The 21,450-nt window shown below is 72.8% G+C and carries 19 protein-coding genes; 14 read left to right on the forward strand and 5 right to left on the reverse strand.

Translation table 11 applies throughout. The features are described from left to right. Positions 1–32 precede the first annotated feature (32 nt). The 3 genes from ACFZDA_RS03840 to ACFZDA_RS03850 form a co-directional block, all read right to left on the reverse strand. Positions 33–1,130, reverse strand: coding sequence for a 4Fe-4S binding protein (locus tag ACFZDA_RS03840; RefSeq protein ID WP_391074324.1), 1,098 nt, complete (start codon positions 1,128–1,130; stop codon positions 33–35). A gap of 144 nt (positions 1,131–1,274) precedes the next feature. Then, positions 1,275–2,852 carry an alpha/beta fold hydrolase gene (locus tag ACFZDA_RS03845; protein ID WP_391074327.1) on the reverse strand — a complete coding sequence of 526 codons (1,578 nt, stop codon included), beginning with the start codon at positions 2,850–2,852 and terminating at the stop codon, positions 1,275–1,277. 137 nt (positions 2,853–2,989) lie between these two features. Then, positions 2,990–4,030 carry an Rv2578c family radical SAM protein gene (locus ACFZDA_RS03850; protein WP_391074330.1) on the reverse strand — a complete coding sequence of 347 codons (1,041 nt, stop codon included), beginning with the start codon at positions 4,028–4,030 and terminating at the stop codon, positions 2,990–2,992. Between the two features lie 171 nt (positions 4,031–4,201). Between ACFZDA_RS03850 and ACFZDA_RS03855 the strand changes: the two genes are divergently transcribed. Both ACFZDA_RS03855 and ACFZDA_RS03860 read left to right on the forward strand, forming a co-directional pair. Then, positions 4,202–4,645, forward strand: a complete 444-nt coding sequence (locus tag ACFZDA_RS03855; RefSeq protein ID WP_391074333.1) for an SRPBCC family protein — start codon at positions 4,202–4,204, stop codon at positions 4,643–4,645. A gap of 155 nt (positions 4,646–4,800) precedes the next feature. Then, on the forward strand, positions 4,801–7,191 hold the full coding sequence (locus ACFZDA_RS03860) for a DHA2 family efflux MFS transporter permease subunit (protein WP_391074335.1): 2,391 nt from the start codon (positions 4,801–4,803) through the stop codon (positions 7,189–7,191). Positions 7,192–7,248: 57 nt separating this feature from the next. Here the strand turns inward: ACFZDA_RS03860 and ACFZDA_RS03865 are convergent, their stop codons facing one another. Further along, positions 7,249–8,430, reverse strand: a complete 1,182-nt coding sequence (locus tag ACFZDA_RS03865) for a sugar diacid recognition domain-containing protein (RefSeq protein ID WP_391074338.1) — start codon at positions 8,428–8,430, stop codon at positions 7,249–7,251. A 204-nt stretch (positions 8,431–8,634) separates the two neighbouring features. On the opposite strand from ACFZDA_RS03865, the gene ACFZDA_RS03870 reads away from it, so the two are divergent. The 10 genes from ACFZDA_RS03870 to ACFZDA_RS03915 all read left to right on the forward strand — a co-directional run bounded on the left by ACFZDA_RS03870 (position 8,635) and on the right by ACFZDA_RS03915 (position 19,496). After that, on the forward strand, positions 8,635–9,564 hold the full coding sequence (locus ACFZDA_RS03870; RefSeq protein ID WP_391074341.1) for a transporter substrate-binding domain-containing protein: 930 nt from the start codon (positions 8,635–8,637) through the stop codon (positions 9,562–9,564). An 11-nt stretch (positions 9,565–9,575) separates the two neighbouring features. Beyond that, positions 9,576–10,331: an ABC transporter permease subunit gene (locus ACFZDA_RS03875; protein ID WP_391074344.1), complete on the forward strand. Its 756-nt coding sequence runs from the start codon at positions 9,576–9,578 to the stop codon at positions 10,329–10,331. Further along, positions 10,328–11,122, forward strand: coding sequence for an ATP-binding cassette domain-containing protein (locus tag ACFZDA_RS03880; protein WP_391074346.1), 795 nt, complete (start codon positions 10,328–10,330; stop codon positions 11,120–11,122). The genes ACFZDA_RS03875 and ACFZDA_RS03880 overlap by 4 nt, the downstream gene beginning before the upstream one ends. Next, positions 11,119–12,402 carry an FAD-dependent oxidoreductase gene (locus tag ACFZDA_RS03885; RefSeq protein WP_391074349.1) on the forward strand — a complete coding sequence of 428 codons (1,284 nt, stop codon included), beginning with the start codon at positions 11,119–11,121 and terminating at the stop codon, positions 12,400–12,402. The genes ACFZDA_RS03880 and ACFZDA_RS03885 overlap by 4 nt, the downstream gene beginning before the upstream one ends. A 114-nt stretch (positions 12,403–12,516) precedes the next feature. Further along, complete coding sequence (locus ACFZDA_RS03890) at positions 12,517–13,608, forward strand: GDSL-type esterase/lipase family protein (protein ID WP_391074352.1); 1,092 nt, start codon at positions 12,517–12,519, stop codon at positions 13,606–13,608. A 76-nt stretch (positions 13,609–13,684) separates the two neighbouring features. Then, positions 13,685–14,518 carry a M55 family metallopeptidase gene (locus ACFZDA_RS03895; RefSeq protein WP_391074355.1) on the forward strand — a complete coding sequence of 278 codons (834 nt, stop codon included), beginning with the start codon at positions 13,685–13,687 and terminating at the stop codon, positions 14,516–14,518. Further along, positions 14,511–15,824 (forward strand): M20/M25/M40 family metallo-hydrolase, encoded by a 1,314-nt coding sequence (locus ACFZDA_RS03900; protein WP_391074358.1) that lies wholly within the window; start codon positions 14,511–14,513, stop codon positions 15,822–15,824. The genes ACFZDA_RS03895 and ACFZDA_RS03900 overlap by 8 nt, the downstream gene beginning before the upstream one ends. A gap of 63 nt (positions 15,825–15,887) precedes the next feature. Continuing rightward, positions 15,888–17,792: a prolyl oligopeptidase family serine peptidase gene (locus tag ACFZDA_RS03905; protein ID WP_391074612.1), complete on the forward strand. Its 1,905-nt coding sequence runs from the start codon at positions 15,888–15,890 to the stop codon at positions 17,790–17,792. Next, positions 17,789–18,721 carry an LD-carboxypeptidase gene (locus ACFZDA_RS03910; RefSeq protein ID WP_391074360.1) on the forward strand — a complete coding sequence of 311 codons (933 nt, stop codon included), beginning with the start codon at positions 17,789–17,791 and terminating at the stop codon, positions 18,719–18,721. Before ACFZDA_RS03905 ends, ACFZDA_RS03910 begins: the two co-directional genes overlap by 4 nt. Positions 18,722–18,935: 214 nt before the next feature. Next, positions 18,936–19,496 (forward strand): GNAT family N-acetyltransferase, encoded by a 561-nt coding sequence (locus ACFZDA_RS03915; protein ID WP_391074364.1) that lies wholly within the window; start codon positions 18,936–18,938, stop codon positions 19,494–19,496. Positions 19,497–19,514: 18 nt separating this feature from the next. Here the strand turns inward: ACFZDA_RS03915 and ACFZDA_RS03920 are convergent, their stop codons facing one another. Then, the gene (locus ACFZDA_RS03920; RefSeq protein WP_391074366.1) at positions 19,515–19,862 is read right to left on the reverse strand and encodes a VOC family protein; all 348 of its coding nucleotides are present in this window, start codon (positions 19,860–19,862) and stop codon (positions 19,515–19,517) included. A gap of 47 nt (positions 19,863–19,909) precedes the next feature. Between ACFZDA_RS03920 and ACFZDA_RS03925 the strand changes: the two genes are divergently transcribed. After that, the gene (locus ACFZDA_RS03925; protein ID WP_391074369.1) at positions 19,910–20,410 is read left to right on the forward strand and encodes a phage holin family protein; all 501 of its coding nucleotides are present in this window, start codon (positions 19,910–19,912) and stop codon (positions 20,408–20,410) included. Positions 20,411–20,416: 6 nt separating this feature from the next. Next, positions 20,417–21,445 carry an SDR family oxidoreductase gene (locus ACFZDA_RS03930; protein ID WP_391074371.1) on the forward strand — a complete coding sequence of 343 codons (1,029 nt, stop codon included), beginning with the start codon at positions 20,417–20,419 and terminating at the stop codon, positions 21,443–21,445. Positions 21,446–21,450: the final 5 nt, after the last annotated feature.

A 21,450-nucleotide genomic window follows, 5' to 3' on the forward strand; every position in this document is an offset into this window, starting at 1 on the left:
GTGGACGAAATGAAAACCGATCGGTTTGCGGATCAGGGCGTTCGCTTCGCCGGCGGCTGCCAGCCGCCGGTGACTTCCTTGACGGGCTTGTGGGGGAAGCGGCGGCGGGCGTATTCCCGCGCGTCGGAGCCCGGCAGGACGTAGAGGGTCTCCTTCTTGTCCTGCAGTGGTCGCAGCACGGTGTCCATGAACGTCTTGCGGTCGTCGAGGTAGGGGCCCAGGACGTCCTCGCCGCCGGGGCAGACGGCCATGCAGTAGCCGGACTTGTAACCGGGGGGAGAGCTCAGGCTCTGCCACATGGAGGCGCTCTCGGAGTCGGTGACCCGGGAGCGGTAGTCGGCGGCGTCCTCGCTGTCGGCCACGGTCTGCGCCCAGTCGGTGAACCCGCTCATGAACTCGCGGTAGTTGTGCGTGGTGCAGGCCAGCGCGTCGAACGCCCCGTCCTTGCTGATGGCGCCGACCGGGCAGGCCGCGACGCACAGCTTGCAGTCGATGCAGGGGTTGTAGTCCAGCGCCTGCCCGTACTCGCTCACCTCGGCGTCCACCAGGACGGTGGCCAGCAGGATGAAGTTGCCGAACTTCGGGTGGATGACGTTGCGGTGCAGGCCCATCACACCGAGGCCCGCGGCCACCGCGACCGTCTTGTGGGCCACCACCCAGATCCGCTCGCTGGGAAAGTGGTCCATCTCCTGAGGGAAGCCGACCGACGGATTGAGCGCGCGGTGGCCGGCGTCCTGCAGCGCCCGGGTGACTCTGCGGGCGGCGTGGTTGGCCTGTTCGTCGGTCTGGTGGAACTCCTGGTTGGCCACGCTGCGGGCGGGGGAGCGGCAGTTGTCGCGGTTCATCCGGACGGCCAGCGCGATCAGGGTGCGGGTGCCGGGCAGCGCGGACTGTGCGTGCTCGCGCTCGCCGGCCAGGTCGGGGTGGTCGAGGCTGACCGCGGCGGCGTCGTCCGCACCGGCCGCCAGGCACAGGTCGCGCAGCCAGGCCGCGTCGATCACCGCCGGGGGGCTCGCGGCGTCACCCGTCGCGCGCCGGGCGAGGACGGCCCGCACCGACGGATGTGCGGCCAGCTTCCCCGGAATCCTGCGATCCGCCGACTTCGCCTCGGCCCCGCGCGCGGTCGTCATTCGGCACTCCTGTCGTCTCGGTGGGTCTCGTCCGGGCTCACCCCAGAGCGAGAAACCGATCGGTTTCGGCATCACCGTAAACCGATCGGTTTTCACGTGCAAGGTGAGCGACGTCGGCCGAGCATCCGAGAGGGGAGGCCGCTCTCAGCCTCGGAAGCCGAGCAGGCCGTGCAGTGCCGAGCCCTTCGTGGCGGCCGGCGCCCCCTTCTTTGTGGCCGGCTTCGGGGCGGGCAGCGCCTCGCACACCGCGTCCGCCTCGCCGTGGCCGCGCGGCACCGTGCCGTTGGAGAGGTAGGCCGCCAGATGCCGGTCCAGACAGGCGTTCCCGCTCAGTGTGATGCCGTGGTTGCCGCCGCCCTCCTCGACCACCAGGCTGGAGTGCGCCAGCAGCCGATGGACCGTGACGCCGCCCTCGTACGGCGTGGCCGCGTCGCCGGTCGCCTGGAACAGCAGGGTGGGCGGAAGCGCGCCGTTGGCGACGTTCACCGGCTTCAGCGACTCCGTCGGCCAGAACGCGCACGGCGCGTTGTACCAGGCGTTGTTCCAGGTCATGAACGGCGCCTTCTCGTGCACCGCCCGGTTGTCCTCGCGCCATTGGCGCCAGTCGCGCGGCCAGCCGGCGTCCCGGCACTGCACCGAGGTGTAGATGCTGTAGCCGTTGGCGCCGGCGGCGTCGACCGCACCGAGGTCCTCGTACGCCTTGACCAGCGGCTCGGGATCGCCGTCGTTCACGTAGGCCGCGAACGCGTCGGCCAGACGCGGCCAGTAGCCGTTGTGATAGCCGCCCGGGATGAAGGTGTCCTCCAGCTCCGCGGCCCCCACCGTGCCGCCTGCCGGCTTCTTCGCGAGGGCCGCCCGCATCGCGTACCACCTGGCCTCGATCCGCTCTGGGTCGGTGCCGAGCCGGTACGTCGCGTCGTACCGGGCGACCCAGGCCAGGAAGGCGCGGTGGCGGTCGTTGAAGGCCACGTCCTGGTTGAGGTTGGCGTCGTACCAGACCTCCGTGGGGTCGACGACCGAGTCCAGGATCAGGCGCCGGACGCGCTCCGGGAAGAACTTGGCGTAGACCGCGCCCAGGTAGGTGCCGTACGAGTAGCCGAGGTAGTTGATCCGCTCCGCGCCCAGGGCCTGCCGGATCGCATCCATGTCGCGCACGGCGCTGGTGGTGTTCAGGTAGGGCAGCAGCCCGCCGTATTTCCCGCCGCAGGCCGTCGCGAAGGACTCGGCGCGGGCGAGGTTGGCCCGCTCGATCGCGGGTGTGGCCGGCAGGGAGTCCGGGCGCACCGGATCGAAGTGGCCGGGGCGGCAGTCCAGCGCGGGCCGGCTCTTGCCCACCCCGCGCGGGTCGAACCCGATGACGTCGTACTGGGCCGCCACTTTCCCGGGCAGCGCGGACGCGACGAACCCGGCGAGCGCCAGACCGCTGCTGCCGGGCCCGCCGGGGTTGACCAGCAGCGGGCCCTGGTACGTCTTGGCGGTGTGCGGGACGCGGGACAGGGCGAGGGTGATCCGCTGTCCGTGCGGCCTGCGGTGGTCGAGGGGCACCTTCAGGGACGCGCACTGGAGCGTCGGGTACTTCTTGGTGGCGCAGTTCCTCCAGGTGGGTGCCGCGGCGTGCACGGGCTCCGCGGTGTGTGGGGCGTTCGCTTCGGCGGGGACGGCCGTGAAGGTGCCGGCCATGACGACGGCGGCGCCGTACAGCGCGGCTGCGCGTTTTCTCATGGAGTCCTCCCAGGACGGCGGGATGGAGGACCGCGGGGGTCACCGTCCTCGCCGCATCGTCCCGGAGAGGAGTCCTGGAAGAGCTCATTCCGTCACTGCCATGACCCGGATGGATCTTCGGATGCGCTCGAACGCTCCTAAAGGAGTGAGAGCTGTGTCGGCCCGGACGCCGGGGGTTCCCCGGCCGGCTCCGGCGGCCGGATCCGGCGCGGCATCCCCGCGCGCGTGGGCCCGATGCCGTACTCCTCGGCCAGCTCGTGCACCTGACGGGTGATCCGGCGCTGGTACCACTTCGGGGCGTAGGAGCCCGCCGCGTACAGCCGCTCGTAGCGGGGCACCAGGTGCGGGTGGTGCTGCCCCAGCCAGGTCATGAACCACTCGCGGGCGCCGGGCCGCAGATGCAGCACCAGGGGGGTGACGGACGTGGCGCCGGAGTCAGCGATCGCCCGTACGGTGGCCCGCAGCCGCTCCGGCTGGTCGCTCAGGAACGGGATCACCGGCGCCATCAGCACACCGCAGCCGATGCCGCGCTCGCCGAAGGCCCGTACGACCTCCAGGCGCCGCTCCGGCGCGGGCGTGCCCGGCTCGACGGTGCGCCACAGCTCGGAGTCGGTGAAGCCGACCGACACGGAGATGCCGACATCGGTCACCTGCGCGGCCTGCCTGATCAGGTCCAGGTCGCGCAGGATGAGCGTGCCCTTGGTCAGGATCGAGAAGGGGTTCGCGTGGTCGCGCAGGGCCGCGATGATGCCCGGCATCAGGCGGTAGCGCCCCTCGGCGCGCTGGTAGCAGTCGACGTTCGTGCCCATCGCGATGTGCTCGCCCTGCCAGCGGCGCGAGCCGAGCTGCCGGCGCAGCAGCTCCGGCGCGTTGGTCTTGACCACGATCTGGGAGTCGAAGCCCAGGCCCGTGTCGAGGTCGAGATAGCTGTGCGTCTTGCGCGCGAAGCAGTACACACACGCGTGTGAGCAGCCGCGATAGGGATTGACCGTCCACTGGAACGACATCCGGGAGACCGCCGGCACCCGGTTGATGATCGAGCGGGCCCGGATCTCGTGGAAGGTGATTCCCGCGAACTCCGGCGTGTCGAAGGTGCGGGTGGTCACGGCGTCCGCGCCGAACAGCGCGGCGTCGGCCCGGCTGTGTTCGGAGTCCTCGGTGAGGTTGTCCCAGCGCATGACGCCTCCTCGGTAGCACTGGCCACAGAATAGAACACATGTTCCCTTGATCGTGCGAGGGTGTTTTCCGAACGGGTGCGACCGGGTTGGGCGACCCCGATTTGGGGGGCCGGGCAGCGGGGTGGTTGGCTTGCCTTCAACCCCCGAGAAACCATGTCCTGGAGGAAAGCGATGGCGCAGGTCGAGGCCACTACGGAGCGGATCGTCGCGGCGGACGCGGAGACGGTGTTCGACGCCCTCGCCGACTACAGCGGCACACGCGCGAAGCTGCTGCCCGAGCAGTTCAGCGAGTACGAGGTCCGCGAGGGCGGTGACGGCGAGGGCACCCTCGTCCACTGGAAGCTCCAGGCCACCAGCAAGCGCGTGCGTGACTGCCTCCTTGAGGTCACCGAGCCCACCGACGGCGAGCTGGTCGAGAAGGACCGCAACTCCTCCATGGTCACCACCTGGCGGGTCACCCCGGCCGGCGACGGCAGGTCCCGGGTCGTCGTGACCACCACCTGGACCGGTGCCGGCGGCATCGGCGGCTTCTTCGAGAAGACCTTCGCGCCCAAGGGCCTCGGCCGGATCTACGACGCGCTGCTCGCCCGGCTCGCCGCCGAGGTCGAGAAGTAGCCTCCCCAAGACTCGGATTACCGGGGGCCGTTGAGCCACTCACCGGTTCGAGTGATCTCCCTACGGCTCGCTGCTGTGCCGTAACTCGTCGCGCTTGCTCGTAGTTGTCGCTTTTACGCGGGATTTGTGCGGCAGCGTGACGAGGGGAGCGGTAGGTGGGCGGGATCACTCTGGCGCAGGACGAACCGGCGGTGGCGCCTCCCGAGCCCCCCGCGCCACCGCCGGCCCCGGCCGCCGAACTGACCCCGCGCAGAGTGCGGTTGGTCTTCCTCGCGCTCATGCTCGCCCTGCTCCTCGCCGCCCTGGAGCAGATGATCGTCGCCACCGCGCTCCCCAAGATCGTCGGTGAGCTGCACGGCCTGGACAAGATGTCCTGGGCGATCACCGCCTACCTGCTCACCGCGACCGTCGGCCTGCCGGTCTACGGCAAGCTCGGCGACCTGCTCGGCCGCAAGGGCGTCTTCCAGTTCGCGATCGTCGTGTTCGTCGCCGGTTCCGCGCTCGCGGGCCGGGCGCAGACCATGGACCAGCTGATCGCCTTCCGCGCCCTCCAGGGCGTCGGCGCGGGCGGCCTCATGATCGGTGTCCAGGCGATCACCGCGGACATCGTGCCCGCCCGGCAGCGCGGCCGCTACCTGGGCCTGGTCGGCGCCGCCTTCGGACTCGCCTCCGTGGCCGGGCCCCTGCTCGGCGGCTACCTCACCGACCATCTCTCCTGGCGCTGGTGCTTCTACGTCAACGTGCCCTTCGGCCTGGTCACCCTGGTCGTCGTCGCGCTCGCGCTGAAGCTGCCGAAACCGGCGGGCAAGGCCCGGCTGGACCTCCTCGGCGTGCTGCTGCTGACCGCCGCCTCCACCTGCCTGGTCATGCTGACCAGTTGGGGCGGCACCGAGTACGCCTGGGACTCGCGGATGATCCTCGGCCTGGGCGCGGGAACGGCCGTGGCGACCGTCCTCTTCCTCGTCGTCGAGCACTTCGCCGCCGAACCCCTCATCCCGCTGCGGCTGTTCAGGGACTCCGTCTTCAACGTCACCGGCCTGGTCGGCCTGGTGACCGGAGCCGGGCTGTTCGGTGCCGCCGGCTATCTGCCGACCTACCTCCAGATGGTCGACGGGGTCTCCGCCACCGAGTCGGGCCTGCTCATGCTGCCCATGACGGCGGGCATCGTCGGCGCCTCCGTCATCGTCGGACAGCTCATCAGCCACACCGGCCGCTACAAGGCCTACCCGATCCTGGGCTGCGCCCTGTCCGCCGTGGGCATGTGGCTGCTGTCCCGCCTCGACGCCGGCACGCCCCGGCTGCACTTCGGCATCTGGACGGCCGTCCTCGGCGCCGGCATCGGCATGGTGATGCCGGTGCTGATCCTCGCCGTGCAGAACTCCGTGCGCCCCGCCGACCTGGGCACCGCCACCAGCGCCAACAACTACCTCCGGCAGATCGGCGGCAGCGTCTCGGCCGCCGTCTTCGGCACGTTCCTCGCCGGCCGGCTCACCGACGTCCTCGCCCACCACCCGCCCGTGCGCGCGGGCGACCGGCTCCCCGACCCCGAGTCCCTGACTCCGCAGCTCGTGCGCGCCCTGCCCCCGGGGCTGCGCGACGACTGCATCGGGGCGTACGCCGACGCCATGCCGCGGATCTTCCTCCACCTGGTGCCGGTGCTGGCCCTCGGGCTGGTCATCGCCCTCTTCCTCAAGGAGAAACCCCTGGTGTCCCACCACGTATCCGTCACCGACCCGGACACGGAGCCGGGGAGCACCCCGATCCCGAAGGCCCGCGCTCCCCACACCGCCGGCGTCCCCGTCTGCGGCTCGGTGCAGCACCACGACGGGACCGTCGTACCCCGCGCGGCCCTCACGCTCATCGACGTCACCGGGCAGCAGACCGGACGCGGCGCGAGCGGCGAGGACGGGCGCTACGCGCTGGCCACCCCGGGCCCCGGCTCCTACGTGCTGATCGCCGCCGCGGGCGGCCACCAGCCGCAGGCGGTCTCCGTGACCGTCGGCGAGCGCCCCGTCGAACTGGACATCGTCCTCGGCGGCGCGGGCAACCTCGTCGGCAGCGTGGTCACCGCCGACGGCACCCCCGTACGGGACGCCAGCGTCACCCTCACCAACGTGCACGGCGAGGTCGTGGCCACCACCCGCAGCAGCCGCGAGGGCGGCTACCTCATCACCGATCTGGTGGCCGGCGAGTACACCCTCGCCGCCAGCGCCCCCGCCTTCCGCCCGGCCGCGCTCCCCGTCACCGTCCAGGCCGCCCGCGAGACCCGCCGGGACATCGAACTCGCCGGCGGCGCCATCCTGCGCGGCACCGTCCGGGCGGGCGGCGGCCGGCCCGTGGAGGACGCGCGCGTCACGCTGCTCGACGTGGCGGGCAACGTCGTCGACACCCTCACCACCGGTCCCGACGGCACGTTCCGGTTCGTCGACCTGTCCTCCGGCGAGTACACCGTCATCGCCGCCGGTTACCCGCCCGTCGCCACCGTGCTCCAGGTGGCCGGAGGCGGCCGCACCGAACGGGACCTCCAGCTCGGACACGGGGACTGACCCCGCACCGGCGCGCGTATCGAGCCGCCGTCGAGGCGGCTGGTGTGAGACGGACCCTCAGCGGTCCGGGCCGCCCAGCCGGTCGGCCAGGCACGCCAGGTACAGGGCCATGGCCGTCCGGTGCTCGCGCAGCGGGCGGCCGGTGAGCTGCTCGATCTTGTTCATGCGGTAGACGACGGTGTTGCGGTGGATGTGCAGCGCCGCGGAGGCCCGTACGAGGTTGAAGCCGCTCTCGCACCACGCGGTGATCGTGTCGCGCAGGACCGGCCAGTCCGGCTGCTCCCGCAGCCGCGCGGCGGTCACGTCGAGCAGCCGGGTGCGGGCGGACTGGCTCACCGCCGCCAGGAGCTGGTGGACCCGCAGATCGCCGATGGCGTGGACGCCGGCGCCGCCGTCCACCCGGGCGCCCAGGCGCAGCGCGTCACACGCGTCCTGGTAGGAGTCGTGCAGACCGTCGACGGACGTGGCCGGTTCGCCGATGCCCGCGCGGGCGGTGAGCCCGTCCTGGGCGGCGATGACGTCCGTGACGCGGCGGCAGTCGGCGGCCGGGGCGTCCGCCGGGGCCCGGGCCGGGAGCCGGTGCAGGACGCCGATCCAGCCGGGAGCCGTTCCCGCGACGATGTCCTGCGGATCGGCGAAGACGTCGCGGACCGTACGCAGCAACTCGGAGCGGACCAGCGCCACGTCCCGGGCCCGGGCGCCACGACGGGAGCCCGGGCCCGGCACGGTCACCTCGAAGGCCACCGCGACCCGGCGCAGCCGCAGGTCGAAGCCGAGGTCGGCGGCCCGGAACAGCAGCAGGTCGCCTTCCACGACCAGCGGGTCGTAGGCGGCGATGTCGGTGAGCAGTTTCTCGGCCGCCCGCTCGGCGAGCAGCCGGGAGCGCAGCATCACCGACTCCCGGATGAGGATCTCCGTCTGGCGCTTCACCAGCAGCCCGAAGCGGCCCACCTGTGCGGGCGTGCCGGTGATCCCGACGGTTCCCACCGCCTGCCCGTCCGTGACCAGGGGCAGGGTGATCCCGGGCCGGACCCCGCGCAGCGACTGCGCCTGGGAGGCGTTGTGCGTGGCGGGTTCCTTGGTGCGGACGACCTCGACGGACGCCTCGTGGAAGGTGCCGACGCGGCTGCTGTCGCCGCTGCCGATGACCATGCCCTCCGCGTCGGTGATCAGCACGTTGAAGCCGATGACCGCGGAGGTGTCCCCGGCGATCTCCTGCGCGAGTGACGGGCTCAGCATGGGCGTTTCCTCCCGCCAGGGGCGGTCCGGGTTGGACGCACCGTACAGGGGCGGCACGCATACCGGCGACAAGTTCGTACGAAGTGAACGGTGACGCGCGCCAGGCCTGTGCCTAGCGTGAGGGCCTCATCACCTCCCCGCCGGGAGCACGGTGTCCGGTGAATCGGCGGGATCCTTCAGCACCGAGACGGAAGGCCCGAGCCGATGATCCGTGTGCGCTCGCTTGCTCTCGCTTTGTCCGCGATGCTCCTGATGTCCACCGCCGCCTGCGGTTCCGGCGGGGACGACGCCCCGAAGAAGGTGTCCGCCGAGACCGCCGCGCTGGGCACGCTCACGCCCGGCGTCCTCAAGGTCGCCGTCCAGCCCTACGCCCCCTACACCAGCGTCCAGGGCGGCAGGATCGTCGGACTCGACGGCGACATCCTCGCCTACGCCGCCAAGAAGCTGGGCCTGAAGGTCGAGCCCGAGGTGACGGACTTCGCCGGCATGCTCGCCGGGGTGCAGTCCCGCCGGGTCGACATCACCGTCGGCGGCGTCGCCTGGTCCGCCGACCGGCAGAAACAGGGGCTGTTCACCGATCCGCCCTACTACTCGCCCCCGGCGATGGCCGTCCGCAGCGGCAAGGCGTACAAGACGGTCGGGGACCTGGAGGGCCTGAACCTGGGCACGGTCGAGGGCTATGTCTGGGTCAAGTCCATCCAGGCCGTGCCCGGAGCCAAGCTGCACGCCTACCCCGACGCCAACGGCGTCTTCGACGACCTGGGCGCGGGCCGGGTCGACGTCGGCTTCCTCGATCCGCTGATCATCATCGCGGCGCAGAAGCAGCGCCCGGAGCTGAAGATCGACACCCAGTACCTGACGCCGCCGACCGCCGCGCAGGTCAAGGCCAAGCCCGCCTACGCGTACTTCCAGCCGTACCAGACCGGCTTCTACCTGCCGAAGCAGGCCACCAAGCTGGAGCGGGCGATCTCCGCGCAGATCGACGCCATGTACAAGAACGGCGAGCTGGAGGGGCTCGTCCGCAAGTACGGCGGCGACCCCGAGCAGTTCCTCGTGCCCGCCGCCGACGTCGCCACCGCCCGCCGCGGCGTGGACCGGCCCCAGGACTGGACGCCCCCGTCCATCGCCCAGTGAAAGCAGCCGCCATGTCCGCTCTCTTCGAGGTTCCCTGGTCCGACTACCGGCCCGATCTCATCTCAGCGCTCGGGCGCACCGTGTCCTACACGGCCGCAGGCTTCTCGGGAGCGGTGCTGCTCGGCCTGGCCGTGGCGCTGCTCCGGCTCAGCAGGGCCTGGCCGGCGCGCGCCCTCGCCGCCGTCTACACCGAGGTGTTCAAGAACGTCCCGCTGCTCGCCATCATCTTCCTGACGTACTTCGGCCTCGCCTCGGCCGGGATCCGGCTGGACGTCTTCACGGCCGGCTGCCTCAGCCTGATCGTCTTCTACGCCGCCTACCTGTCCGAGATCTTCCGTGCCGCGATCAGCGGCGTGCACGCCGGGCAGACCGAGGCCGGTGAGGCGCTGGGGATCGGCAGGACCGGCATCTTCGGCCACATCGTGCTGCCGCAGGCCCTCCGGCTGGCGCTGCCCGGCACCAACACCATGCTCGTCGACCTGCTCAAGTCCACCTCGCTGCTGGTCACCGTCTCCGCCGCCGAGCTGATGTCCGAGGGGCGGCTCATCACCTCGGCCACCTTCCGGGCCCTGGAGGTGTACCTGGTCATCGCGGCGATCTACTTCGCCCTGTGCTACCCGCTGTCCCAACTGCTGCTGCTCCTGGAGCGGAAGGTCCGGTCGGGAGTGCCCCTGTCGCCGTGGCGCCGGCGGCGCCTGCGGGCGGCCCGTGCCCTGCTGGCCGCCGAGCCGGCCGCCGGCGTCCCCGTGAAGGAGGTGTCCGCATGACCGAGTCAGTGGCCGCGCAGACGCCCGCCGCGCGGGCCTCCTCCCAGGCCGTCATACGGATCGAGGACCTGTGCAAGTCCTTCGACGGCCGGCTCGTCCTCGACCGGGTGCACCTGGAGGTCGGCCGGGGCAGCATCGTCAGCGTCATCGGGCAGAGCGGGGGCGGGAAGACGACCCTGATGCGCTGCGTGAACCTGCTGGAACGCCCGGACCAAGGCATGGTCGAGGTCGCCGGGGAGACCGTCCACCAGAGCGGCCGCACGGTCTGCCGCGACCTGCCCCGGCTGCGCCGCACCGTCGGCATGGTCTTCCAGCGGTTCCATCTGTTCCCGCACCTGACCGCCGTGGAGAACGTGGTGCTCGCGCAGCGCAAGGCGGGCGTGCCCGAACCGCAGGCCCTGGAACGGGCCGTGACCCTGCTGCGCCGGGTCGGGGTGGCGCACCGCGCCCTCGCCCAGCCCGAGCAGCTCTCCGGCGGCGAACAGCAGCGCGTCGCCATCGCGCGGGCCCTCGCCCTGAGGCCCGAGGTGCTGCTCTTCGACGAGCCCACCTCCTCCCTGGACCCCGAGGCGACCCGGGAGGTGCTGAGCGTGATGCGTGAACTGGCCGCCGACGGCATGACGATGCTGCTCGTCACCCACGAACTGCCCTTCGCCCGCGAGGTCTCCGACCACGTCGTGTTCGTCGACGGCGGCCGGATCGTGGAGGAGGGCCGGCCCGAGGACGTGCTGGACACCCCCGCCGAGGCCCGCACCAGGGAGTTCCTCGCGTCGTACGGGAACGCCTCATGAGCGCTGGGGTGGGCACGTCGGGCCCGGTCGTCGTCGTGGGCGGCGGTGTCGTGGGGCTGTGCACGGCCTACTACCTGGCCGCCGCGGGGCTGCCGGTGGAAGTGGTCGAGCGGCGCCGGCTGGGGTCCGGGGCGTCGAGGGGCAACGCCGGCTGGGTCTGCCTCAGCCACTCGACGCCGGTGCCGGCCCCGGGCGTGGTGCGCTACGCCCTGCGCTCACTCGGCCGCCCCGACTCCCCGCTGTACCTGCGGCCGCTTCCGGACCCGGCGTTCGTGCGGTGGCTGTGGCGGTTCTGGCGCAGCAGCACCCCGGCCGTCTTCAAGCGCGGCTACACGGCGATCGCCGAGCTGAACCGCGAGACCTTCGGCCTGTTCGACGGGCTGCGCGAGTCCGGGGTGGACACCACGCTGACCCGGCCCGGGATGGTGCACGCCTTCCTGTCGCCGGCCGAGGCCCGGCACCACCTCGCGCTCCAGCGGGAGATGGCGCACGGGCACTACCCCGTGCCCGACGACATCGTCACGGGCGCCGGGGCCCACCTGCTGGACGAGGCGCTGTCCCCGGCCGTGCGCGCGGCCTACCTCGTGGCGGGGGAGGGCGTCGTCGACCCGGAGGCGTTCGCGCGTTCCCTGGGCGAGGCCCTGGCCGCCGCGGGTGTGAAGATCCACGAGAACGCCGAGGTCACCGGGTTCCGGTCGGCGGGCGGCCGGATCACCGCCCTGCGCACCGCCGACAGCGACCTGCCCTGCGCGGCGGTCGTCGTCGCCGCCGGCATGCGCTCGCCGGATCTGCTCGGGCTCCTGGGGCACCGTCTGCCGCTCCAGGCCGGCAAGGGCTACAGCTTCTCCGTGGACCTGGATCCGGCGCCCCGGCACACGCTGTACTTCGGCGAGCGCCGGGCCGTCGCCTCGCCGATCGGCGGCACCACGCGGATCGGCGGCACGATGGAGCTCAGCGGCAACAACAACCACCTCGACTGGCGCCGCATCGTCGCGGTCGCCCTCGCGAGCCGGCACTATCTGGGCCGCTGGTTCGACGACCCGGACGACCTGGTCGGCCTGATCCGGGACCCCTGGGTCGGCGGGCGGCCGTTCCTCCCCGACGGGCTGCCGGTGATCGACCGCGTCCCGGGCCACGACAACGCCTTCGCGGCGACCGGCCACGGCATGCTCGGGGTCACCCTGGGCCCGGTCACCGGGCACCGGCTCGCCGAGTACGTCGTCACCGGGCGGCGGCCCGAGGCCCTCGCGCCCTTCGGCTTCGACCGGCTGCGGGGCTGACCTTCGGCTGCGGGGCTGAGCGCGACGCGGCCTGGTGGGCGGGTTTTTGTCGGTGTACGGTCATGTCCGCCCGGTCCGTGCACCTGTCTCGTCCCCCGGAGGACAGTCATGCCGATGCCCTGGTTACGGATGCTGGTCGCGTCGACGGCGGCGCTTGTGCTGGCCGGCCCGACCGCGGTCGCCACCGCCGCCCCACCGGACCAGGACGGCGTGCGCGCGAGCGTGCACACCGCCGGGCGGGTCAAGGACGCCGGGGACCTCCTCCAGTACAGCTGGCCCGGCGTGTACTTCGAGGGCCGCTTCCGCGGCACCGGCGTGGGCGTCGTGCTCGACGACCCGGCCGCCGACTACGACGTCCAGGTCGACGGAGCCACCGTCGCGACCCTCGTCACCCCGGGCCGGACCACCCACTGGATCAACGGCCTGCGCGACGGCGCGCACACCGTCCGGCTCGTCAAACGCAACGACACCCCCTGGAACACCAGCTCGTTCGGCGGCTTCGTCGCCGCGCCCGGCGGCGCCGTCCTCACCCGGCCGGCCGCGCGCAGCCGCCAGATCGAGTTCGTCGGCGACTCCCTCACGGCCGGCTACGGCAACCTCTCGACCTCCCGCGACTGCACCGGCGAGCAGGTCGCGCGCACCACGAACGCCGACGTGAGCTACGGCGCCCTCACCGCCCGGCGGCTGCGCGCCGACTACCAGATCAACGCGTACTCGGGCCTGGGCATGGTCCGCAACTACAACGGCGGCACACCGGAGGTGAACTACCGCACCTTCTACGACCGCGCGCTGCTGAACGTGCCCGGCGACGTCTGGCAGAACCCGGGCAGCTGGCGGCCGCAGCTGGTGGTGGTCCACCTCGGCACCAACGACTTCTCGACCCCCGTCAACCCGGGCGAGCCGTGGACCGACGAGAGCCTCGCCGCCGCCTACCGGAGCGCCTACAGCGGCTTCCTCCAGAAGCTGCGCACGCGCTACGGGCCGGGGACGACCATCCTGGCCGTCGGCGCCGGCCCGTTCGCCGGACACGTCCAGCAGGTGGTCGAGGAGCGCGCGGGCGCCGGCGACCGCCGGGTCCGCTACTGGCGCCTCGACGACACGGGCCTGGACTACACGGGCTGCCACTGGCACTACTCCGCCCACGACGACCGCCTGCTCGCCGACCGGCTCACCTCGTTCATCACCGACCTGCCCATACGGTGGTGACATGGCGTAGCCGCATCCGCCCGCACCGCGTAACGTGACGAACCATGAAGATCTCCATCCGGGGGGACGGCTCGTCATGAGAATCCTCATCAGCGCCGACATGGAGGGCGCCACCGGCGTCACCTGGCCCGAGGACGTGTTGCCGGGCGCCTCGCAGTGGGAACGCTGCCGCTCGCTCTTCACCTCCGACGTCAACGCCGCCGTGCTCGGCTTCCACGACGGCGGCGCCGACGAGGTGATCATCAACGAGGCGCACTCGACCATGCGTAATCTGCTGCTGGAGCAGCTGGACGAACGGGCCCAGCTGCTCACCGGGCGGCACAAGGCGCTGTCCATGGTGGAGGGCGTGCAGCACGGCGACGTGGACGGCATCGCGTTCCTCGGCTACCACGCGGGCGCCGGCATGGAGGGCGTCCTCGCGCACACCTACCTCGCGAACCAGATCACCGGCGTGTGGCTGAACGACGTACCCGCGAGCGAGGGACTGCTCAACGCCCATGTCGTCGCCGAGTTCGGGGTACCGGTCGTGCTGGTCACGGGGGACGACGTCGCCTGCGAGGACGCCCTCGGGTACGCGCCCGAGGCGCTGAAGGTCGCCGTGAAGGACCACGTCTCGCGGTACGCGGCCGTGTGCCGTACGCCCGCCAGGACCGCGGCCGACATCCGGGCGGCGGCCAAGGAGGCGGCATCACTGGCGGTGCGTCACCGACCCGTGCACGGCGGTCCCTTCACCGTCGCCGTGGAGTTCGACGCCGAGCACCTGGCCATGGCCGCCACCGTCGTGCCGGGTGTGGAGCGGATCGGGCAGCGGAAGGTGGCGTACACGAGCGAGACCATGTACGAGGGCATCCGCGCCTTCAAGGCGGTCACCACGATCGTCTCGGCCGCGGTGGAGGAGCAGTATGGCTGAGCAGGCGGACCGGCGGGCGCTGGAGGAGGTCGTGACGTTCACGTCCGACCTGATCCGGATCGACACCACCAACCGGGGCGGCGGCGACTGCCAGGAGCGGCCCGCCGCCGAGTACGCCGCCGCGCGGCTCGCCGAGGCCGGCATCGAGCCGGCACTCCTGGAGCGCACCAAGGGCCGCACCAACGTCGTCGCCCGTGTCGAGGGCACCGACCCCTCGGCCGACGCGCTGCTGCTCCACGGCCATCTGGACGTCGTACCCGCCGAGGCCGCCGACTGGAGCGTGCACCCGTTCTCCGGGGAGATCCGCGACGGGGTCGTCTGGGGACGCGGCGCCGTCGACATGAAGAACATGGACGCGATGATCCTCGCCGTGCTCCGTTCCTGGGCCCGCCACGGCGTCCGCCCCCGGCGGGACATCGTCGTCGCGTTCACCGCCGACGAGGAGGCCAGCGCCGAGGACGGCTCCGGGTTCCTCGCCGACGAACACGCCGCGCTGTTCGAGGGCTGCACCGAAGGCGTCAGCGAGTCGGGGGCCTTCACCTTCCACGACGGCGCGGGGCGGCAGATCTACCCCGTCTCGGCCGGTGAGCGGGGCACCGCCTGGCTGAGGCTCACCGCGCGCGGCCGGGCCGGACACGGCTCCAAGGTGAACAAGGACAACGCGGTGACGCGCCTCGCCGCCGCGATCACCCGGATCGGCGAGCACGAGTGGCCGCTGCGGCTGACCCCGACCGTGCGCGCCGCGCTCACCGAACTCGCCGCGCTGTACGGCATCGAGCCCGACCTCACCGACGTGGACCGGCTGCTCGACAAGCTCGGACCGGCCGCCCGGCTCGTCGAGTCGACCGTCCGCAACAGCGCCAACCCGACCATGCTGGACGCCGGTTACAAGATCAACGTGATTCCCGGGGAGGCCGTGGCGCACGTGGACGGCCGGTATCTGCCCGGCGGTGAGGACGAGTTCCGCGACACCCTCGACCTGCTCACCGGGCCGGACGTGGACTGGGAGTTCCACCACCACGAGGTCGCCCTCCAGGCGCCGGTGGACTCGGTGACGTTCGCCCGGATGCGGGCGGCCGTCGAGGAGTTCGCCCCGGAGGGGCACGTCGTGCCGTACTGCATGTCCGGCGGCACGGACGCCAAGCAGTTCTCCCGCCTCGGCATCACCGGCTACGGCTTCACACCACTGAAGCTGCCGGAGGGCTACGACTACAACGCCATGTTCCACGGCGTCGACGAGCGGGTCCCCGTCGAGGCACTGCACTTCGGCGTCCGCGTGCTCGACCGGTTCCTGCGGACCGTCTAGGCGGAGGGGGAGACGGTGCGGACGCTGCCGTACGGGGCGTGGCCCTCGCCCATCGACGCGGCCATGGCCGCCGCGCACGACGGGCACCCCGAGTACGTGGGGTTCGTCGGCGACGAGGTGTGGTGGACCGAGCCGCGCCCCGCCGAGGGCGGCCGGCGCACCCTGGTGCGGCGGCATGCCGACGGTACGCAGGAGCCGCTGCCGCCCGCGCCGTTCAACGTGCGCAGCCGGGTCATCGAGTACGGCGGACATCCCTGGGCCGCCCTCCCGGGGGAGAACGGCCCGCTGGTGGTGTTCGTGAACTACGCCGACCAACGGCTGTACCGGCACCAACCCGGCGGCGAGCCCCTTCCGCTCACACCCCTGTCCGACGTGGGCGCGGGACTGCGCTGGGCCGAGCCGCGACTGCGGCCCGAGCGGGGCGAGGTGTGGTGCGTGCTGGAGGAGTTCACCGGCCCCGGGCCCACCGATGTGCGCCGCGTCCTGGCCGCCGTACCGCTGGACGGCTCCGCCGCCCGGGACCGGGACGCCGTACGCGAACTCACCGACGACCGGCACCGGTTCGTGACCGGAGCGCGGCTGTCGCCCGACGGGCGGCGGGCGGCCTGGCTCGCCTGGGACCATCCGCGCATGCCGTGGGACGGCACCGGACTGCTCCTCGCCGACATCGGCCCCGACGGCACCCTGCACGGCGCCCGGACCGTGGCGGGCGGGCCCGATGAGTCCATCGCGCAGGCCGACTTCACTCACGACGGCCGCCTGCTGTACGCGAGCGACCGCAGCGGCTGGTGGAACCTCTACCTCGACGGGGAGCCGGTGTGCCCGCGCGAGGAGGAGTTCGCCGGGGCGCTGTGGAAACTGGGCATGCGCTGGTTCGCGCCCCTCGACAGCGGCCTGATCGCCGTCGTGCACGGCCGGGGCGCCACCGCCCTCGGCGTCCTGGACCCGGAGACCGGGGAGGTCGTCGACGCGGCCGGGCCCTGGACCGAGTTCGCGCCCACCCTCGCGGCACAGGGCGAGCGGGTCGTCGCCGTCGGGGCCGGCCCGCGCAGCGCCTACGAGGTGGTCGAGCTGGACGCCCGCACCGGCCACGCCCGGATCATCGGTGCCGAGCACGACGACGCCGTGGACCCCGCGTACTACCCCGAACCGCAGATCCGCACCTTCACCGGCCCCGACGGGCGCGACATCCACGCCCACATCTACCCGCCGCACCACCCCGGCTGCGCCGCGCCCGCCGCCGAGCTGCCGCCGTACGTCGTCTGGGCGCACGGCGGGCCCACCGCCCGCGCGCCACTCGTGCTCGACCTGGAGATCGCCTACTTCACCTCGCGCGGCATCGGCGTCGCCGAGGTCGACTACGGCGGCTCCACCGGATACGGCCGCGCGTACCGCGAACGGCTGCGCGAGCAGTGGGGCGTGGTGGACGTCGAGGACTGCGCCGCCGTCGCGCTGGCCCTCGCCGACGAGGGCACCGCCGACCGCGACCGGCTCGCCGTCCGGGGCGGCAGCGCGGGCGGCTGGACCGCGGCGGCCTCGCTCACCACGACCGACGTCTACGCCTGTGGCACGATCAAGTACCCCGTCCTCGACCTCACCGGCTGGGGCACGGGCGAGACCCACGACTTCGAGTCGCGGTACCTGGAGAGCCTGATCGGGCCGCTCGCCGACGTGCCCGCGCGCTACACGGAGCGCTCGCCCGCCACCCACGCCGACCGCCTCACCGTGCCGTTCCTGCTGCTCCAGGGCCTGGACGACGTGATCTGCCCGCCCGTCCAGTGCGAGCGGTTCCTGGCCAAGCTGGGGGACCGGCCGGTGCCGCACACCTACCTCGCCTTCGAGGGGGAGGGGCACGGTTTCCGGCGGGCGGAGACCATGGTGCGCGCCCTGGAGGCCGAACTCTCCCTGTACGCCAAGGTGTTCGGACTGAACCCGCCCGGCGTCCCGACCCTGGAGCTCGAGAAGTGAGACCTCTGCTGCGACCGCCCCGACTCGCACCCGGCGCCCGCGTCGCCGTCGTCGCCCCCAGCGGGCCCGTGCCCGAGGAGCGGCTTCAGGCCGGGCTCGACGTCCTGCGCGGCTGGGACCTCGACCCCGTGGTGGCACCCCATGTGCTCGGCCGTCACCGGGAGTTCGGCTACCTGGCCGGCACGGACGCCCAGCGGGCCGCCGACCTGCAGAACGCCTGGTGCGACCCGGCCGTCGCCGCCGTGCTGTGCGCCCGGGGCGGTTACGGGGCGCAGCGCATGGTGGACCTGCTCGACTGGGAGGCGATGCGGGCGGCGGGCCCGAAGGTGTTCGCCGGGTTCAGCGACATCACCGTCCTGCACCAGGCGTTCGCCACCCGCCTCGGCCTGGTCACCCTGTACGGCCCGGCGGCGGCCGGTGTCGACTTCCTCAAGAACGCCCGCGCGCAGGAGCATCTGCGGGCCACCCTCTTCGACCCGGAGTCCGTGCGGACCGTCACCGCCGTGTCCCCGGGCGGCACCGCGCTGGTGCCCGGACGGGCCCGGGGCGTCACCCTGGGCGGCTGCCTCAGCCTGCTCGCGAGCGACCTCGGCACTCCGCACGCCCTCACCGGCGCCCTGGGCGGGCTGCTGCTCATCGAGGACGTGGGCGAGAGCCCGTACCGCGTCGACCGGTATCTGACCCAACTCCTGCGCAGCGGCTGGCTGGACGGGGTCGCCGGGATCGTGCTGGGCTCCTGGGCGGGATGCGGCCCGTACGAGGAGCTGCGCGCGGTGCTCGCCGACCGGCTCGGCGGCCTCGGTGTCCCGGTCGTGGAGGAGTTCGGGTTCGGGCACGGCGAGGGCGCGCTGACCCTGCCCCTCGGCGTTCCGGCCGAACTGGACGCCGGCACGGGCACGTTGACGTTGGACGTGCCCGCCCTGAGCTGAGCGTGCCCGGCACCCTCTTGCTCAGGGCGACACCGGGCACCGGCTGCGGTTCGTGATCGCGGTGAGCGACGCCTCCCGCATCGGCAACCGGGGGATCAAGCCGGTGACCGTGGCCGGCGGGCCGCGCGAGCCCGGCGTGCTCCGGCTGCCGGTCGCCGGGTCCTGAGGCCGCCACGTTCTGAAGGGACACCGCCGGCGCGGTTACTGTGGCGGGGTGCCGCACAACGCATCCCGCTACCTCGCCGAAGGCCCCCGGGTGGGCATACGCCACTTCACCCACGAGGACGGCGCCGAGTTCACCGCCCGCGCCCGTCAGAGCAAGGACCTGCACCAGCCGTGGCTGTTCCCGCCCGACAGCGCACCGGCGTACCGCGCGTACGCGGCCCGGCTGATCGAGGACCCGTCCAAGGCCGGCTTCCTGGTCTGCGAGAAGGGCGACGGGTCGATCGCCGGGTTCATCAACATCAACAACATCGTCGAGGGCGGCTTCCAGTCCGGCGCGCTGGGCTACGGCGCCTTCGCGCACGCCGCCGGGCGGGGGCTGATGCGCGAAGGGCTGGACCTCGTGGTGCGGTACGCGTTCGGGCCGATGCGGCTGCACCGGCTGGAGATCAACGTCCAGCCCGCGAACGCCGCGTCGATCGCCCTGGCCCGCGGCGGCGGATTCCGCCTGGAGGGCTTCTCGCCGAACCTGCTCTTCGTCGACGGAGCCTGGCGCGACCACCAGCGCTGGGCGCTCACCGCCGAGATGACCGAGGAGCCGGGGCGGCGCTGAGCCGGGCCCCGGCCGGGATCACGCCTGGCGGTCCACGTACTCGTAGACCGACCCGTCCGGATGCAGGGCGATCAGGTTGCGGCCCGCCGGTGAGGAGATGGGTCCCGCGATGATGTGGGCGCCCAGCTCGGTCAGCACCTTGTGCGTCTCCTCGACGTCCGTCACGGCGATCGTCGCGGCCACCTTGCGCAGCAGCTCCAGTTCGGCCGGGGGAGCGCTCATCAGCAGGAAGCAGCCGATCGCCGCCACGTGGACACCGCCCCGTTCGAAGCGCTGGGCTGAGCCGCCCGCCAGCCGCTCGTAGAAGGGAATCGCGGTCTCGAGGTCGTCGACGCAGACGCGCAGTGTGGCACCCAGAATCTCCATGAGACGAGCCTAGTTACGCAGCGGGGGGCAAGGGTACCCGGCCGGGTATGAAGCCGCTGGATCACCTGGAGCATCTGGACAAGCATCTGGTCGACGAGCTGGCACAGGTGGCGCGCGAGACCGTCCGGGACGAACTGCGGGAGCAGACGCGCAGGCAGCGCCGCAAGGCGACGCTGTACGCCGCGTCCGGCGCCCTCGCCCTGTACGCGGGCGCGGCCCTCGCACTCGCCGTGGGACTGGCCCTCGCCCTCGGCCTGCCCGACTGGGCCGCCGCGCTGATCACCGCCGTGATCCTGGGCGCCCTGGCGTACCTGCTGCGCGGCATGGCCCGCCCGTCCGCGTCCCGCCCGGGCGCGGCGCAGGCGGCCGGCATGATGCCGGGACACGAGAGCACCGGCCCGGGCACCGGGGTGCCCGGCGGTGTGCCGCCGGTGCCGCCGGCCCCGCCCGCCGCCGGACCGGTCGCCGGCGCCGCCGGCGGGCCCGCCCCGGGCGTGGTGCCCCCGCGGCCGGCGGACGAGCCCGACGTTCCTCCCCGCGGGGTGTGACCGGAAATGCGCACGACAAAGACACCGAACGGCCGCGTCGTCGTCGTGACCGGCGCCAGCGGCGGCGTGGGACGGGCCACGGCCCGCGCCTTCGCCACCGGGGGCGACCGCGTCGCCCTGCTGGCCCGGGGCACGGAAGGGCTCGCCGCCGCGGCCGACGACGTGCGCCGCGCCGGGGGCGAGGCCCTCGTCATCAGCGTGGACGTCTCCGACGCCGAGGCCGTCGACGACGCCGCCCAGCAGGTCGTCGACACGTTCGGCCCCATCGACGTCTGGGTCAACAACGCCTTCACCGGCGTCTTCGCGCCCTTCACCGAGATCGGCCCCGACGAGTTCCGCCGTGTGACCGAAGTGACCTACCTGGGCTATGTGTTCGGCACCCGGGCCGCCCTGCGCCACATGCTGCCGCGCGACCGCGGCACGATCGTGCAGGTCGGCTCCGCCCTCGCCTACCGGGGCATCCCGCTCCAGTCGGCGTACTGCGGGGCCAAACACGCGATCCAGGGGTTCAACGAGTCCCTGCGCTGCGAACTGCTGCACGAGCGCAGTGGGGTGCGGACGACGATGGTGCAGCTGCCCGGCCTCAACACCCCGCAGTTCGACTGGGTGCTGAACCGCATGCGGGGCCGGGCCCGGCCGGTCGCGCCCGTGTACCAGCCGGAGGTCGCCGCCCGGGCGATCGTGTACGCGGCCTCGCACGCCGGGCGCCGGGAGTACTGGGTGGGCGCCTCCACGGCCGCCACGCTCCTCGCCAACGCCGTCGCCCCCGGGCTGCTCGACCGCTACCTGGCGCGCACCGGCTTCTCGTCCCAGCAGGAGGAGGACCGGCCCGACGGACCGGCCAACCTGTGGGCCCCGGCGGACGGGCGGCAGGGCCACGACTTCGGCGCGCACGGGCGGTTCGACGACGAGGCCGTCCACGACAGCCCGCAGCAGTGGGTCTCACGGAACCGGCGGCGGATGGGCGCGGCCCTGACCGTGGGGGCGGCGGGCGCCCTGGCCGCACGCAAACTGGCGGGGCACGCCCGCCGGTGAACGTG

Source organism: Streptomyces sp. NPDC007991 (assembly GCF_042958445.1).
GTDB lineage: Bacteria > Actinomycetota > Actinomycetes > Streptomycetales > Streptomycetaceae > Streptomyces.